General features: G+C 54.5%; 15 protein-coding genes and 2 pseudogenes. 11 read left to right on the forward strand and 6 right to left on the reverse strand.

Annotation, left to right across the window (positions count from 1 at the left end):
* Positions 1 to 17: 17 nt before the first annotated feature.
* Positions 18 to 503, forward strand: a complete 486-nt coding sequence (gene sixA / locus LDB27_RS06685) for a phosphohistidine phosphatase SixA (RefSeq protein ID WP_001195800.1) — start codon at positions 18 to 20, stop codon at positions 501 to 503.
* Positions 504 to 602: 99 nt separating this feature from the next.
* Here sixA and smrB read toward each other — a convergent pair whose 3' ends face one another.
* Positions 603 to 1154, reverse strand: coding sequence for an endonuclease SmrB (smrB, locus tag LDB27_RS06690; protein WP_000730794.1), 552 nt, complete (start codon positions 1152 to 1154; stop codon positions 603 to 605).
* Positions 1155 to 1319: 165 nt separating this feature from the next.
* Here smrB and prmB point away from each other — a divergent pair, with 165 nt between their 5' ends.
* From prmB to LDB27_RS06720, 6 genes are read left to right on the forward strand one after another with little or no spacing between them, the layout of a single operon-like run.
* Positions 1320 to 2252 carry a 50S ribosomal protein L3 N(5)-glutamine methyltransferase gene (gene prmB, locus LDB27_RS06695; RefSeq protein WP_001542449.1) on the forward strand — a complete coding sequence of 311 codons (933 nt, stop codon included), beginning with the start codon at positions 1320 to 1322 and terminating at the stop codon, positions 2250 to 2252.
* Between the two features lie 35 nt (positions 2253 to 2287).
* Positions 2288 to 3373 (forward strand): chorismate synthase, encoded by a 1086-nt coding sequence (gene aroC / locus LDB27_RS06700; RefSeq protein WP_000918457.1) that lies wholly within the window; start codon positions 2288 to 2290, stop codon positions 3371 to 3373.
* A 3-nt stretch (positions 3374 to 3376) separates the two neighbouring features.
* Positions 3377 to 4201 (forward strand): penicillin-insensitive murein endopeptidase, encoded by an 825-nt coding sequence (mepA, locus tag LDB27_RS06705; protein WP_000750428.1) that lies wholly within the window; start codon positions 3377 to 3379, stop codon positions 4199 to 4201.
* A complete protein-coding gene (locus LDB27_RS06710) occupies positions 4201 to 5010 on the forward strand; it encodes a sulfite exporter TauE/SafE family protein (RefSeq protein ID WP_000368599.1) in 810 nt (269 codons plus the stop codon). Before mepA ends, LDB27_RS06710 begins: the two co-directional genes overlap by 1 nt.
* Complete coding sequence (locus LDB27_RS06715) at positions 5010 to 5558, forward strand: elongation factor P hydroxylase (RefSeq protein ID WP_001066345.1); 549 nt, start codon at positions 5010 to 5012, stop codon at positions 5556 to 5558. The genes LDB27_RS06710 and LDB27_RS06715 overlap by 1 nt, the downstream gene beginning before the upstream one ends.
* 32 nt (positions 5559 to 5590) lie before the next feature.
* Positions 5591 to 5866, forward strand: a complete 276-nt coding sequence (locus LDB27_RS06720; RefSeq protein ID WP_000559749.1) for a YfcL family protein — start codon at positions 5591 to 5593, stop codon at positions 5864 to 5866.
* Between the two features lie 51 nt (positions 5867 to 5917).
* Here LDB27_RS06720 and mnmC read toward each other — a convergent pair whose 3' ends face one another.
* On the reverse strand, positions 5918 to 7918 hold the full coding sequence (gene mnmC, locus LDB27_RS06725) for a bifunctional tRNA (5-methylaminomethyl-2-thiouridine)(34)-methyltransferase MnmD/FAD-dependent 5-carboxymethylaminomethyl-2-thiouridine(34) oxidoreductase MnmC (protein ID WP_000816076.1): 2001 nt from the start codon (positions 7916 to 7918) through the stop codon (positions 5918 to 5920).
* Positions 7919 to 8077: 159 nt separating this feature from the next.
* On the opposite strand from mnmC, the gene fabB reads away from it, so the two are divergent.
* Positions 8078 to 9292: a beta-ketoacyl-ACP synthase I gene (fabB, locus tag LDB27_RS06730; RefSeq protein WP_000817159.1), complete on the forward strand. Its 1215-nt coding sequence runs from the start codon at positions 8078 to 8080 to the stop codon at positions 9290 to 9292.
* Positions 9293 to 9389: 97 nt separating this feature from the next.
* A complete protein-coding gene (locus tag LDB27_RS06735; protein WP_001142914.1) occupies positions 9390 to 10046 on the forward strand; it encodes a CPBP family intramembrane glutamic endopeptidase in 657 nt (218 codons plus the stop codon).
* 66 nt (positions 10047 to 10112) lie between these two features.
* Here the strand turns inward: LDB27_RS06735 and LDB27_RS06740 are convergent, their stop codons facing one another.
* From LDB27_RS06740 to LDB27_RS06750, 3 genes and pseudogenes are all read right to left on the reverse strand, one after another.
* The gene (locus LDB27_RS06740) at positions 10113 to 10631 is read right to left on the reverse strand and encodes a YbjP/YqhG family protein (RefSeq protein WP_000847542.1); all 519 of its coding nucleotides are present in this window, start codon (positions 10629 to 10631) and stop codon (positions 10113 to 10115) included.
* Positions 10631 to 10948, reverse strand: a pseudogene (locus LDB27_RS06745) (hypothetical protein); the annotation flags it as partial. The gene LDB27_RS06740 and the pseudogene LDB27_RS06745, both read right to left, overlap by 1 nt.
* Positions 10894 to 11025: pseudogene (locus LDB27_RS06750) on the reverse strand (helix-turn-helix domain-containing protein); the annotation flags it as partial. The pseudogenes LDB27_RS06750 and LDB27_RS06745, both read right to left, overlap by 55 nt.
* A gap of 172 nt (positions 11026 to 11197) precedes the next feature.
* On the opposite strand from LDB27_RS06750, the gene LDB27_RS06755 reads away from it, so the two are divergent.
* Both LDB27_RS06755 and LDB27_RS06760 read left to right on the forward strand, forming a co-directional pair.
* A complete protein-coding gene (locus tag LDB27_RS06755) occupies positions 11198 to 11572 on the forward strand; it encodes a hypothetical protein (protein WP_001051266.1) in 375 nt (124 codons plus the stop codon).
* 179 nt (positions 11573 to 11751) lie between these two features.
* Positions 11752 to 12930, forward strand: a complete 1179-nt coding sequence (locus LDB27_RS06760) for an MFS transporter (protein WP_000127720.1) — start codon at positions 11752 to 11754, stop codon at positions 12928 to 12930.
* On the opposite strand, the gene flk is transcribed toward LDB27_RS06760, so the two are convergent.
* Complete coding sequence (flk, locus tag LDB27_RS06765) at positions 12927 to 13928, reverse strand: flagella biosynthesis regulator Flk (RefSeq protein WP_000553395.1); 1002 nt, start codon at positions 13926 to 13928, stop codon at positions 12927 to 12929. The genes LDB27_RS06760 and flk overlap by 4 nt on opposite strands.
* Positions 13929 to 14008: the final 80 nt, after the last annotated feature.

A 14008-nucleotide genomic window follows, 5' to 3' on the forward strand; every position in this document is an offset into this window, starting at 1 on the left:
AACAAAAGCGGTGCAATATGCAAGTTTTTATCATGCGTCACGGCGACGCAGCCCTCGATGCCGCCAGTGATTCGGTTCGTCCCTTGACCCCTTGTGGGTGTGACGAGTCTCGCCTGATGGCGAACTGGCTGAAAGGTCAAAAAGTGGATATCGAACGTGTTCTGGTGAGTCCGTTTCTTCGGGCCGAACAGACGTTAGATGTGGTCGGCGATTGTATGAATCTGCCGGCTCAGGTGGATGTCCTGCCGGAGCTAACGCCCTGTGGCGATGTCGGTCTGGTCAGCGCCTACCTCCAGGCGCTGGCCAATGAAGAGATCGGATCGGTGCTGGTGATCTCTCACTTACCTCTGGTCGGATACCTGGTATCTGAGCTTTGTCCGGGCGAAACGCCGCCGATGTTCACGACGTCCGCAATTGCCAACGTTACGCTTGATGAAAGCGGCAAGGGGACATTCAACTGGCAAATGAGTCCCTGCAATCTGAAAATGGCGAAAGCGATTTAATCTTTGCTGCCTGATGGCGCTTCGCTTATCAGGCCTACGACAGCGTTGGCTGTTCGTAGGCTGGATAAGGCGCTTGCGCCGCCATCCGGCAATTCCGCATCAGGGTAATTCGGGCGGTTGCCACTCTTCCACTTCAATCAACACCAGCAGCGCGGCGTCGCCGCCGTACTCTTTCGGCGCCTGATGAAAGGCCATCACATGCGGATGCTGCGCCAGCCATAACGGCGTTTGCTGTTTCAGAATATGTTTACCGTGTCCATGCATGACGCAGGCGCAAAAAATATGTTCCCGACGGCAGGCGGCAATTAGCGCCCCCAGTTCCTGCTTGGCCTGAAGCTGCGTTAAGCCGTGTAAATCCAGAAACAGTTCCGGCGAATAGTCGCCGCGACGCATTTTTTTTAGCTCGAAATGGCTGACATCTTCACGGACATACTTTACCGGCCCTTCCGTATTGAGCAGCGGCTGGAACTCATCAGAAAAATAGTGGCTGGCGTCCGCCTGTTCCTGAATTAACCTTCGGGTAGGGACTTCCGTGATTTTCTTGCGCAGTGGCCGATGGACGATAGTATCCTGTTTAATCTTTCGGGTGCCGACCATCAGCTGACGGAACAGCGCCTGGTCCTCCTCGCTGAGCGATGTTTTCTTTTTCATTCGTGGGTCTCGTCTGATCTTTTGCCTTAGTTTACCCGACCCGGAGGATATCCGAACGGTCAAAACGGATTTTTCGTATTCTCCCGCCGCGTCAATGCTGATTTATCCCTGTCTTCGTGGCAAACTAGCCGCCGAATTTAATGCGAGCATGCCCTGGAGGAATACGTGGATAAAATTTTCGTCGATGAAGCAGTAAGTGAACTGCATACCATTCAGGACATGTTGCGCTGGGCGGTAAGCCGCTTTAGCGCGGCGAATATCTGGTATGGACACGGTACCGATAACCCGTGGGATGAAGCGGTGCAACTGGTGTTGCCGTCTCTTTATCTGCCGCTGGATATTCCGGAAGATATGCGGACCGCGCGGCTGACGTCCAGCGAAAAACACCGCATTGTCGAGCGAGTGATTCGTCGCATTAACGAGCGTATCCCGGTCGCCTACCTGACCAATAAAGCCTGGTTCTGCGGCCACGAATTTTATGTCGATGAGCGCGTGCTGGTGCCGCGTTCGCCCATTGGCGAGCTGATTAATAACCACTTCGCCGGCCTTATTAGCCAACAGCCGAAATATATTCTGGATATGTGTACCGGCAGCGGCTGCATCGCCATCGCCTGTGCTTATGCTTTCCCGGACTCAGAGGTTGATGCGGTCGATATTTCGCCGGATGCGCTGGCTGTCGCCGAGCATAACATTGAAGAACACGGTCTTATCCATCACGTGACGCCAATCCGTTCCGATCTGTTCCGCGATCTGCCGAAAGTTCAGTACGATCTGATTGTCACTAACCCGCCTTATGTCGATGCGGAGGATATGTCCGATCTGCCGAACGAATATCGCCACGAACCTGAGCTGGGGCTGGCGTCCGGCACTGACGGCCTCAAATTGACCCGTCGTATCCTGGGGAATGCGCCGGATTATCTGTCCGATGACGGCGTTCTGATTTGTGAAGTCGGAAACAGCATGGTACATCTGATGGAGCAGTATCCGGATGTGCCGTTCACCTGGCTGGAGTTTGACAACGGCGGCGATGGCGTCTTTATGTTGACCAAAGCGCAGTTGCTCGCGGCCCGTGAACATTTCAATATTTATAAAGATTAAAACACGCGAACGACAACAACGATAACGGAGCCGTGATGGCAGGAAACACAATTGGACAACTCTTTCGCGTAACCACTTTCGGCGAATCACACGGGCTGGCGCTTGGGTGTATCGTCGATGGCGTGCCGCCCGGCATCCCGTTGACGGAGGCCGATCTGCAGCACGATCTCGACAGACGCCGCCCTGGCACCTCGCGCTATACTACCCAGCGCCGCGAACCGGATCAGGTAAAAATTCTCTCCGGCGTGTTTGATGGCGTGACGACCGGCACCAGCATTGGCCTGCTGATTGAAAACACCGATCAGCGCTCGCAGGACTACAGCGCGATTAAAGATGTTTTTCGTCCGGGACACGCGGATTACACCTATGAGCAGAAATACGGCCTGCGCGATTACCGTGGCGGTGGACGTTCTTCCGCGCGTGAAACCGCGATGCGCGTAGCGGCAGGGGCGATTGCCAAGAAATACCTGGCGGAAAAGTTCGGCATCGAAATCCGCGGCTGCCTGACCCAGATGGGCGACATTCCGCTGGAGATTAAAGACTGGCGTCAGGTTGAGCTTAATCCGTTCTTTTGTCCCGATGCGGACAAACTTGACGCGCTGGACGAACTGATGCGCGCGCTGAAAAAAGAGGGTGACTCCATCGGCGCGAAAGTGACGGTGATGGCGAGCGGCGTGCCGGCAGGGCTTGGCGAACCGGTTTTTGACCGACTGGATGCGGACATCGCCCATGCGCTGATGAGCATCAATGCGGTGAAAGGCGTGGAGATCGGCGAAGGATTTAACGTGGTGGCGCTGCGCGGCAGCCAGAATCGCGATGAAATCACGGCGCAGGGTTTTCAGAGCAACCACGCTGGCGGCATCCTCGGTGGCATCAGTAGCGGGCAACACATTGTGGCGCATATGGCGCTGAAACCTACCTCCAGCATTACCGTGCCGGGACGTACGATCAACCGGATGGGTGAAGAAGTCGAAATGATCACCAAAGGGCGCCACGATCCGTGTGTGGGGATTCGCGCAGTGCCGATCGCAGAAGCCATGCTGGCGATCGTGCTGATGGATCACCTGCTGCGCCATCGGGCACAGAATGCGGATGTAAAGACAGAGATTCCACGCTGGTAAGAAATGAAAAAAACCGCGATTGCGCTGCTGGCATGGTTTGTCAGTAGCGCCAGCCTGGCGGCGACGCCGTGGCAGAAAATAACCCATCCTGTCCCCGGCGCCGCCCAGTCTATCGGTAGCTTTGCCAACGGATGCATCATTGGCGCCGACACGTTGCCGGTACAGTCCGATAATTATCAGGTGATGCGCACCGATCAGCGCCGTTATTTCGGCCACCCGGACTTGGTTATGTTTATCCAGCGGTTGAGTCATCAGGCGCAGCAACGGGGGCTCGGAACCGTCCTGATAGGCGACATGGGGATGCCTGCCGGAGGCCGCTTTAATGGCGGACACGCCAGTCATCAGACCGGGCTTGATGTGGATATTTTCTTGCAGTTGCCGAAAACGCGCTGGAGCCAGGCGCAGCTATTACGCCCGCAGGCGTTAGATCTGGTGTCCCGCGACGGTAAACATGTCGTGCCGTCGCGCTGGTCGTCGGATATCGCCAGTCTGATCAAACTGGCGGCACAAGACAATGACGTCACCCGTATTTTCGTCAATCCGGCTATTAAACAACAGCTTTGCCTCGATGCCGGAAACGATCGTGACTGGCTACGTAAAGTACGCCCCTGGTTCCAGCATCGCGCGCATATGCACGTGCGTTTACGCTGCCCTGCCGACAGCCTGGAGTGCGAAGATCAACCTTTACCCCCGCCGGGCGATGGATGCGGCGCTGAACTGCAAAGCTGGTTCGAACCGCCAAAACCTGGCACCACAAAGCCTGAGAAGAAGACACCGCCGCCGCTGCCGCCTTCCTGCCAGGCGCTACTGGATGAGCATGTACTCTGATGGACAATTTTTATGATCTGTTTATGGTCTCCCCGCTGCTGCTGGTGGTGCTGTTTTTTGTCGCCGTACTGGCAGGATTTATCGATTCTATCGCCGGGGGCGGAGGGCTGCTCACTATCCCTGCGCTGATGGCCGCCGGGATGTCGCCGGCAAACGCGCTGGCGACCAATAAATTACAGGCGTGCGGCGGCTCCCTCTCATCTTCGCTCTATTTTATTCGCCGTAAAGTGGTAAACCTGGCCGAGCAAAAGCTCAATATTCTGATGACGTTCATTGGCTCGATGAGCGGCGCGCTGCTGGTGCAGCACGTGCAGGCGGATATTTTGCGCCAGATCTTGCCCATCCTGGTGATTTTCATCGGCCTCTATTTTTTATTGATGCCGAAGCTGGGCGAGGAAGATCGCCAGCGCCGCCTGTATGGATTGCCGTTCGCGCTGATAGCCGGGGGATGCGTCGGGTTTTACGACGGCTTTTTCGGGCCTGCCGCCGGGTCGTTTTACGCTCTGGCGTTTGTCACCTTATGTGGCTATAACCTGGCGAAATCCACGGCACATGCCAAAGTGCTTAACGCTACCTCCAACGTTGGCGGCCTGCTGTTATTTATCATCGGCGGCAAAGTGATCTGGGCGACGGGCTTCGTGATGCTGGTTGGTCAGTTTTTAGGGGCGCGAATGGGGTCGCGTCTGGTGTTGAGCAAAGGCCAAAAGCTTATCAGACCGATGATCGTTATTGTCTCGGCGGTAATGAGCGCCAGGTTACTTTATGATAGCCACGGACAGGAGATCCTCCACTGGTTGGGGATGAATTAATGAACAATACGCACCATTACGAACAGTTAATTGAGATTTTTAACGGCTGCTTTGCCGAAGAATTTAATACCCGTCTGATTAAAGGCGACGACGAACCGATCTATCTTCCTGCTGACGCGCAGGTACCGTACCACCGCATCGTCTTTGCGCATGGGTTTTACGCCAGCGCGCTGCATGAGATTTCTCACTGGTGTATCGCCGGTAAGGCGCGTCGCGAACTGGTTGACTTTGGTTACTGGTACTGCCCGGATGGACGCGACGCGCAGACCCAAAGTCAATTCGAAGACGTGGAGGTGAAGCCACAGGCTTTCGACTGGTTGTTTTGCGTGGCGGCGGGGTATCCCTTTAACGTCAGTTGCGACAATCTGGAAGGCGATATTGAGCCGGATCGCGTGGCGTTTCAGCGCAGGGTTCATGCGCAGGTAATGGCGTATCTGGAGCAGGGCATTCCTGAACGTCCGGCCCGCTTCATCAAAGCGCTACAGAATTACTATCACACGCCCGAACTTAAGGCGGAACAGTTCCCGTGGCCGGAAGCGCTTAATTAAAGCCAGCGCCACGTTTACAATGAGGAAAGAAGATGATCGCGGAGTTTGAATCACGCATTCTGGCATTAATTGACGATATGGTAGAGCACGCCAGCGACGATGAGCTTTTTGCCAGTGGATACCTGCGTGGCCACCTGACGTTAGCCATTGCCGAGCTGGAGAGCGGTGATGACCACTCCGTCGAGGCGGTCTATGCCAACGTTAGCCAAAGTCTGGAAAAAGCGATCGGCGCCGGCGAACTGTCGCCGCGCGATCAGGCGTTAGTCAAAGCGATGTGGGACAATTTGTTCGACAAGGCAAAACAATAACGCCGTGGGCCGGAAGGCGACGCTTGCCGCCTTCCGCTATTGACTGGCCCATTACTTCACCGCTTTTCCCTTCAATAACTTTCTCACCCATAACCGATTCGGATTTAACGCCGCCAGCGTACTGGCATCCAGTGGAATCGGCTCGTTACTCATCTGCGCCGCCAGAATTTCTGCGCATAATGGCGCTGAGCACAAACCGCGCGATCCCAGCGCGCCGAGCATAAATAAACCCGGATACACAGGTGCAGGCGCCGCCGACGTTTTATTATCGGCTAAATCGGCGTAATGCGTCAGCGTGGCATGGTAATCCGGGACATTGCCCACCATCGGCAGATGGTCGCGGGTGGCGCAACGCACGCCGCAACGGGCGCTGTTGCCGCTAACGTCAACCTCTGTGGCCCAGTTCGCATCCGGAAAACAGTCAAGCAGACGCTGTCGGTTCTGACGCTGATCTTCTTCGCGCCAGACGGTGCTTTCGTCGCCCCGGTGATAGCTGGCACCAATACAGTGCTGCTGATTATGCGGATTTTGCGGCGTCAGATAGCCGTCGTAGCATAACACCTGACGCAACGCCGAGAGAGCGGGGGTGGTGGGAATATGGCTGACCTGCCCCCCGACGGCATACACCGGCAGCGGCTGGGTCTGATCAAAACGGTTAATCTGATGGCCGTTCACCAGGACGACGGTCTCATGGCTGACGGTTTCACCTGACGTAAAGCGCAGTTGCCAGCGCGACTCCTGCGCAACGAGCGACGTGAGCGTATGGCGAAAGCGCGTTTGTAAACCCTGTTCAGTCGCCAGTGCGATGACTGCGCGAGTTAATTGTTCCGGGCACAGCCAGCCGCCTGCCGGATAGGTAATTCCTCCGCAGCGTGTCGTCACGCCAACCGCCTGTTCCGCCTCTTCGGCATTGAGCGCCGAGGCCAGTCCGGCGGGCAGCGCCAGGGACAGCATCTGGGCAATTTTCTGCTGGCTTTTCTCATCCCATCCGAGCTGCGTCACGCCGCACCAGTCATGATCAAAAGAGACGGGCAGGGCATCATACAGGCGACGGGCAAAGGTGAATGCGGTCGGGAAAAAGCGATTAATGGCGGCGTCATGTTTGCTAAGGAGCGGATAAAGCGCGCCCTGTCTATTACCGGAAGCGCCCTGGGCGGGCTGATCATCTGCGCAATAGAGCGTCACCTGCCAGCCGCGACGCAGTAACGCCAGTGATAACAGCGCGCTGGCGATGCCGCCGCCAATGATCGCCGTTTCACGTTTTTCGCTTCCGCTGCGGTAAAACCAGGGCGCGGAAAGGGTCGGCATGAGGTGTTGTTCCATCACTCCGCAAAGCATCTCGCGTTTACGTCCGAAGCCTTTGCGTTTTTGCATGGTAAAACCGGCTTCCTGTAATCCCCGACGAACGAAGCCCGCCGAGGTAAACGTCGCCAGCGTTGCGCCGGGCCGCGCCAGCCGCGCCATCGCGTTAAACAGGTTTGGCGTCCACATATCCGGATTTTTCGCCGGGGCAAAACCGTCGAGGAACCAGGCGTCGACTGTTTGATTCAGCGTGGCGTCCAGTTGGTCGGTCAGTTCATTAATATCGCCAAACCACAAATCCAGCGTCACCCGGCCCCGATCCAGCAATAGGCGGTGGCACCCCGGGAGCGGCAGCGGCCATTGCGCCTGCAGCTGCTCTGCCCAGGGCGCGAGCTCCGGCCAGTATTGGTGCGCCAGCGCCAGATCGTCGCGCGTTAACGGGAATTTCTCAAAACTGATGAAATGTAACCTTTGCAGCGTCGCCTGTGGATGCTCAGAACGAAAGCCGTCAAACGCCTGCCACAGCGTCAGGAAGTTGAGTCCGGTGCCAAAACCGCTTTCCGCGACTATAAATAATGGATGTGAATGTACGGGAAATCGCTCCGCAAGACGATTGCCGCCAAGAAAAACGTAGCGTGTCTCTTCGAGTCCATTGTCATTAGAAAAATAGACATCATCAAAATCTCGGGAAACAGGTGTACCCTCAGCGTTAAATTCGAGTGTGGCGGGTTGTATGGCGTATTGTTTCACGTAAGTTACTCGTCTGACGGGCGGTATCGCGATCTTAACGATGTGTGCCTGATGGCGCAAATTTCCGTACTAAATGGCTGATCGGACTTGTTCGGCGTACAAGTGTACGCTATTGTGCCAATCGAAACTTAAAAATAGTGCGAATTACAGAGGTATTGAATGAAACGTGCAGTGATTACTGGCCTGGGCATCGTTTCCAGCATCGGTAATAACCAGCAGGAAGTCCTGGCATCTCTGCGTGAAGGACGTTCAGGGATCACTTTCTCTCAGGAGCTGAAGGACGCCGGCATGCGTAGCCAGGTATGGGGCAACGTAAAACTGGATACCACTGGCCTCATTGACCGCAAAGTCGTGCGCTTTATGAGCGACGCCTCCATCTATGCTTATCTGTCTATGGAGCAGGCAGTGGCCGACGCCGGTCTGGCGCCGGAAGTCTATCAAAATAACCCGCGTGTCGGCCTGATTGCAGGTTCCGGCGGCGGCTCCCCGAAATTCCAGGTCTTTGGCGCAGACGCCATGCGTAGCCCGCGTGGTCTGAAAGCCGTGGGCCCGTATGTGGTGACGAAAGCAATGGCATCCGGCGTTTCCGCCTGCCTCGCTACGCCGTTTAAAATTTATGGCGTGAACTACTCCATTAGCTCCGCTTGCGCGACCTCCGCACACTGTATCGGCAATGCGGTTGAACAGATCCAACTGGGCAAACAGGACATCGTTTTTGCTGGCGGCGGCGAAGAGCTGTGCTGGGAAATGGCCTGTGAGTTCGATGCGATGGGCGCACTGTCCACCAAATATAACGATACGCCTGAAAAAGCGTCCCGTACCTATGATGCGCACCGTGATGGGTTTGTCATCGCGGGCGGTGGCGGTATGGTTGTTGTCGAAGAGCTGGAACACGCTCTGGCGCGCGGCGCGCATATCTATGCGGAAATCGTCGGTTACGGCGCAACATCCGATGGCGCAGACATGGTTGCTCCGTCTGGTGAAGGCGCAGTACGTTGCATGCAAATGGCGATGCACGGCGTAGACACGCCGATCGACTACCTGAACTCTCACGGTACCTCTACTCCGGTAGGCGACGTGAAAGAACTCGGTGCAATCCGTGAAGTGTTTGGCGATAACAGCCCGGCAATTTCTGCAACCAAAGCGATGACCGGCCACTCGCTGGGTGCCGCAGGCGTGCAGGAAGCTATCTACTCTCTGCTGATGCTGGAGCACGGTTTTATCGCGCCGAGTATCAACATCGAAGAGCTGGATGAGCAGGCCGCGGGTCTGGACATCGTGACCGAAACGACCGAGCGTGAACTGACTACTGTAATGTCTAACAGCTTCGGTTTTGGCGGCACCAACGCCACGCTGGTGATGCGTAAGTTGTAAGCCTGACTATTACGTTGTAGTATCAATAATGAAACAGGTCGCTAATGCGACCTGTTTTTTCATTCAGGGAACAACAAATTATATGGATATTCTATAAATGCCAACTAATACATTAGATAAAATTAGGCATAGTTTGAGTTGTGTGGCTGTTTTATTTGGTTTGCTTGGCATTTTTGTTTTTGCCTCATTTTCGCCTTCCTATGCCTGGCTTTATTTGGGAGGTCTGGCTGCGCCTTTTATATATAGTATTGTTTTTGTCTATGCGATTGCCGCCTGGAGTATTTATTCAAAGTATTATCCGTTTTTATCATTGGGCCGCTTATCATTTGTGGAATGTTTTTTTCCGGCGCTGGCCCTGGTGTGCCTTACCGTTCTCTACAATGCTTTTAGTGGCCCGGAACCCTGGATGGCCGAGTTATCAAGGCAATTTTTTCTTCATAAATTTCTTAACACGCTGGCGATGTGCTTTCTGGCTCCTGTGGCGGAGGAAATTATATTCAGAGGGTTTTTATTAAACAGCAGTATCGGTTGGGGTCGGTACTCGAGAGTTTCCGGTATTATTATTACCTCACTCGCTTTTGCAATTATGCATACACAATATCTCTTTGCGGTGACTTTTGTTTATCTGTTTGTGTTTTCATCGATATTATGCGTTGTTCGAATGAGAAGCCGTGGGCTAATGATACCGATAATACTTCATATTTTAAATAATGCCTGGGTTATTTTCGGCTTACTGTTTTCAGCGACGGAATAAGCGCCTGATGCAAGAGGCGCTTTAACCTCTCCGGTACGAACAAGAGACCGATGGCGGTTCCCTTTTTTAATGCTTCTTATATTCCGGCGCGACTTTCGCTGACCAGGCCTCAGCCTGGGTGATGGCGCCTGCGTCATAAATCGGCTGTTCATAACCCCTGTCAGCATCCCGAACGCGGTAAATTTTCCAGCGTCCCTCTTCCCAACGGGTATAAACTTCCAGGTGGATGGGCGTTGACTCTGTACCCAACAGAACATCCACTTTTTCTCCGCCGAGGAAAGGGTGTGCCTTCCCAACCCGTAACTGTGGAATCCACTCTGGCGCATAGTCCTGCGCATACATAAAATAATCTGCCCCCACAATCTCCTGTTCATAAAGGGACTGTATTAGCGCCAGGCGATGAATAACCTCTTTAGCAACGTAACGTTGCATTAAGGCGGTGGTGTCGTCAGGGGTATTCACATCGTTCGTGAACGTCGTCATCCATGAGGTATAGAACTGCTTCACGGCCTGCGTACTGTCGTGATGAGGCGCAGAGCAACTACAAAGCAACAGGATAAGCGCGACAAGGGAGAACGTTTTCATTAATTCTTCCTGTAGATGGTATATGAGGGCCTGGCTGCCCGGTAGCCCGGGCCGGCCCACATATCGCGTTGTTTAAAATCTGAATACCACTCTGCGCCATCGTATATCGCCATGTGACCGCTCGGGTTTCCGCCAGCGTAAGGTTGAATAATAATGACGTCACCCTCGCGCGGCATTTCATAGGTACCAATAGCGGTGAATCCGGCGCTTCTTAACATTGGGCCATAATCTTTCGCATGATATGTATGCCCCAGCGTGATACCGCCCGCCTGAATTGCCTTTCGGGTAAATTCCGCACACCAGCCTGACGAGAAAGATCTCTGAGCGTAATACCTCTTTTTTCAAGTGCACTTTTAATATCTGCACGATGCCAGTCCTGGCTTTTTGGTTCCATTCTGTAATCCTAAGAAGATGTGTTATCGGCACCGATATTTTTAAGGTAAAAATTAGCGTGATAAAAAGAAAGTTACTTTCTTTTTCACTCTGAGAATAGTGCCAGAAAGAAAGCAAAATTTCGCGAAAAAGAAGAAATATTTTTATTTCATCAGGGGAAAGGAAAGAAACCGATGGCAAAGGAATGGTTCACGGTTAAGGAATGTCTTGGCTTACCGGGGTTTCCGGGAAGCGAGCCTGCGGTTCGCGAACGTTTGTATAAGTACAGCGAAGGGAAAGAGGGGGTCAGGCGTAAGCGTGTTAAATCAAAGGCCGAGGAGTTTCATATATCTGTTTTCCCTCTTTATGTTCATCGTTATCTGGACGACAGCGGAGAGGAACCGACGCCAGAACCCATTTCCTTACAGGAAGCGGAGCCTGAAGATATCTGGGAGATGATGTTCAGGTTACTGACGCCAGAACAGCGCAAGCAGGTGACCGGACGCTTTAAGGTGAGAGGAATGAAAGCGGTCTTTCCCTTTCTGTTTGATGACACGCCGCCACGTTGATAGCCTGGCTGCAATTTCAAGGTTGACAAGTTTCGCGTCTCACAGGCAGACTTCACTTTCTACATTATCCTTCCGATAATGCGTAAGCGTTTAACGTTATCCAACGCACCTTAATCCTGACGTTCAGGTAGAGGGGGGCGTGGCCTTTCCCCGCCTTACTCTGCATTCTGGAGTAATGCATGACAGCAGTTAGCCAAAAAACAACGACCCCGTCTGCGAATTTTTCGCTGTTCCGCATCGCCTTTGCGGTTTTCCTGACCTATATGACGGTCGGCCTGCCGTTACCCGTCATCCCGCTTTTTGTCCATCACGAACTGGGCTATAGCAATACGATGGTTGGGATCGCCGTGGGCATTCAGTTTTTTGCGACGGTACTGACGCGCGGCTATGCCGGACGGCTGGCGGATCAATATGGCGCTAAACGATCGGCGTTACAGGGGATGTTTGCCTGCGGGCTGGCGGGCGCCGCCTGGCTCCTGGCCGCGCTGTTGCCAGTTTCCGCGCCGATAAAATTCGCGCTGCTTATTGTCGGGCGTTTGATCCTCGGATTTGGCGAAAGCCAGCTGCTGACCGGAACCCTGACCTGGGGACTGGGGCTGGTTGGCCCAACGCGTTCCGGTAAGGTGATGTCGTGGAACGGAATGGCGATTTACGGCGCGCTGGCGGCCGGTGCGCCGTTGGGCTTGCTGATCCATAGCCACTTTGGCTTCGCGGCGCTGGCGGGGACGACGATGGTTTTACCGCTGCTGGCCTGGGCATTCAACGGCACCGTGCGTAAAGTGCCTGCGTATACGGGGGAGCGACCTTCACTGTGGAGCGTGGTCGGGCTTATCTGGAAACCGGGCCTGGGCCTGGCATTGCAGGGCGTGGGCTTTGCCGTCATCGGTACGTTTATTTCACTTTATTTTGTCAGCAATGGCTGGACGATGGCGGGATTCACCCTGACCGCGTTTGGCGGTGCGTTTGTACTGATGCGCATATTGTTCGGTTGGATGCCGGACCGCTTTGGCGGCGTGAAGGTCGCCGTTGTCTCATTGCTGGTTGAGACGGCAGGACTGCTGCTCTTGTGGCTGGCGCCGACGGCCTGGATAGCGCTGGTAGGCGCGGCGCTCACCGGGGCTGGGTGTTCACTGATTTTCCCGGCGCTGGGCGTGGAGGTTGTGAAACGCGTACCTGCACAGGTACGCGGTACGGCGCTCGGCGGCTACGCCGCGTTTCAGGATATCTCCTACGGCGTTACCGGCCCGCTGGCGGGCATGCTGGCCACGTCATGCGGCTATCCTTCCGTATTTCTCGCGGGAGCGATCTCCGCAGTGGTTGGCATCCTGGTGACGATATTATCGTTCCGGCGTGGTTAAGAAACCAGCCAGAAAAGCGCCAGTACAATTATTAGCGCGATAAACAACAGGCCTGGTCGCGCAGACAGATTTTTCACGGTTTCAATCATCGGCGCGAACGGACGGTAGATGGGTTGAATAGAGAGCGGTTCCAGCTCATCCGCCTCCCGCTCTACGCGACGCAGGAAAATATGGTTAAGTAAGTCCTGCACCTGGGCGGTGGTCAACACCGTTTGCGGCTGAATTTGATAAGTGTGTTGGGCATACTCTTTGATCGCTGTGAGCTCGTCCGGCTCAAGCGGTTGTTTTAACGCAGCCTGCAGCGTATGTAGCGTAGGCGCGTGTTGTAGTGACAGCGTCTGCCGCGCCTGTAGCCATGTCGCCAGATGAGTAAACTGTTTTGCCGGAATGAGCTCGCCGCTTTTCACGCCGGAGAGTTCCAGCATTGATTGCCAGATAAGTTTGTTTGACTCGCCGGTCGCGGCTGCCAGCTTCGTCACCAACTGATTCAACGTATTATGTTCAGCAGGCAATAATGGCCGATCCGTTGCCGGACGTTGCTGCGGCTGCGGAATGGAAAGCTGCCCCTGTTGCAGGAGCGTCAGCACGTTTTTGAGTTGATCGGGCGTAAGCTGGCTAAGCGCGGTTTGACCGTATTGCTGACGGATAAAATCGCTGACGGCCTGACGATTATTCCCGACGCCAAGCAGCTCTGTTAGCTGTGAAAGTACCTGACGATTGGCGTGATTTTGCTGCGCTACGCCCAGACGCTGGGTAAGATTCTGTTCAGCGGCGGGGAAGTGGCGCGACAGTAGCGGCGCGTCATTTTTTATCCCCAGATCGTGTTTCATTCCGGCCCATACTTCCGCGCTTTGCTGCTGGGTCAGTGAAATCAGGCGCGTGATCAGCCTTTCCAGTACCGTACGCTGTTGCATGGAAAGCGGCTGCTCGCTCGCAGCGGAAAGAGGATTACGCCCTTCGCCTGGAGGCTGTGCAGGGGCGCCGGAGATGGGATGCATAATTAATTATCCTTTAACCATAAATCTGAGCAATATATGCCTGGCGGCCAGATTATGGCACACTTGTCCGGTTAACTCTC

It is taken from the genome of Salmonella sp. JXY0409-18 (assembly GCF_020268625.1).
GTDB lineage: Bacteria > Pseudomonadota > Gammaproteobacteria > Enterobacterales > Enterobacteriaceae > Salmonella > Salmonella enterica.

Coding starts and splice junctions, on each gene's coding strand:
- sixA (WP_001195800.1), top strand. CDS start 18: ATGCAAGTTTTTATCATGCGTCACGGCGACGCAGCCCTCGATGCCGCC.
- smrB (WP_000730794.1), bottom strand. CDS start 1,154: ATGAAAAAGAAAACATCGCTCAGCGAGGAGGACCAGGCGCTGTTCCGT.
- aroC (WP_000918457.1), top strand. CDS start 2,288: ATGGCAGGAAACACAATTGGACAACTCTTTCGCGTAACCACTTTCGGC.
- mepA (WP_000750428.1), top strand. CDS start 3,377: ATGAAAAAAACCGCGATTGCGCTGCTGGCATGGTTTGTCAGTAGCGCC.
- LDB27_RS06710 (WP_000368599.1), top strand. CDS start 4,201: ATGGACAATTTTTATGATCTGTTTATGGTCTCCCCGCTGCTGCTGGTG.
- LDB27_RS06715 (WP_001066345.1), top strand. CDS start 5,010: ATGAACAATACGCACCATTACGAACAGTTAATTGAGATTTTTAACGGC.
- LDB27_RS06720 (WP_000559749.1), top strand. CDS start 5,591: ATGATCGCGGAGTTTGAATCACGCATTCTGGCATTAATTGACGATATG.
- fabB (WP_000817159.1), top strand. CDS start 8,078: ATGAAACGTGCAGTGATTACTGGCCTGGGCATCGTTTCCAGCATCGGT.
- LDB27_RS06735 (WP_001142914.1), top strand. CDS start 9,390: ATGCCAACTAATACATTAGATAAAATTAGGCATAGTTTGAGTTGTGTG.
- LDB27_RS06740 (WP_000847542.1), bottom strand. CDS start 10,631: ATGAAAACGTTCTCCCTTGTCGCGCTTATCCTGTTGCTTTGTAGTTGC.
- LDB27_RS06755 (WP_001051266.1), top strand. CDS start 11,198: ATGGCAAAGGAATGGTTCACGGTTAAGGAATGTCTTGGCTTACCGGGG.
- LDB27_RS06760 (WP_000127720.1), top strand. CDS start 11,752: ATGACAGCAGTTAGCCAAAAAACAACGACCCCGTCTGCGAATTTTTCG.
- flk (WP_000553395.1), bottom strand. CDS start 13,928: ATGCATCCCATCTCCGGCGCCCCTGCACAGCCTCCAGGCGAAGGGCGT.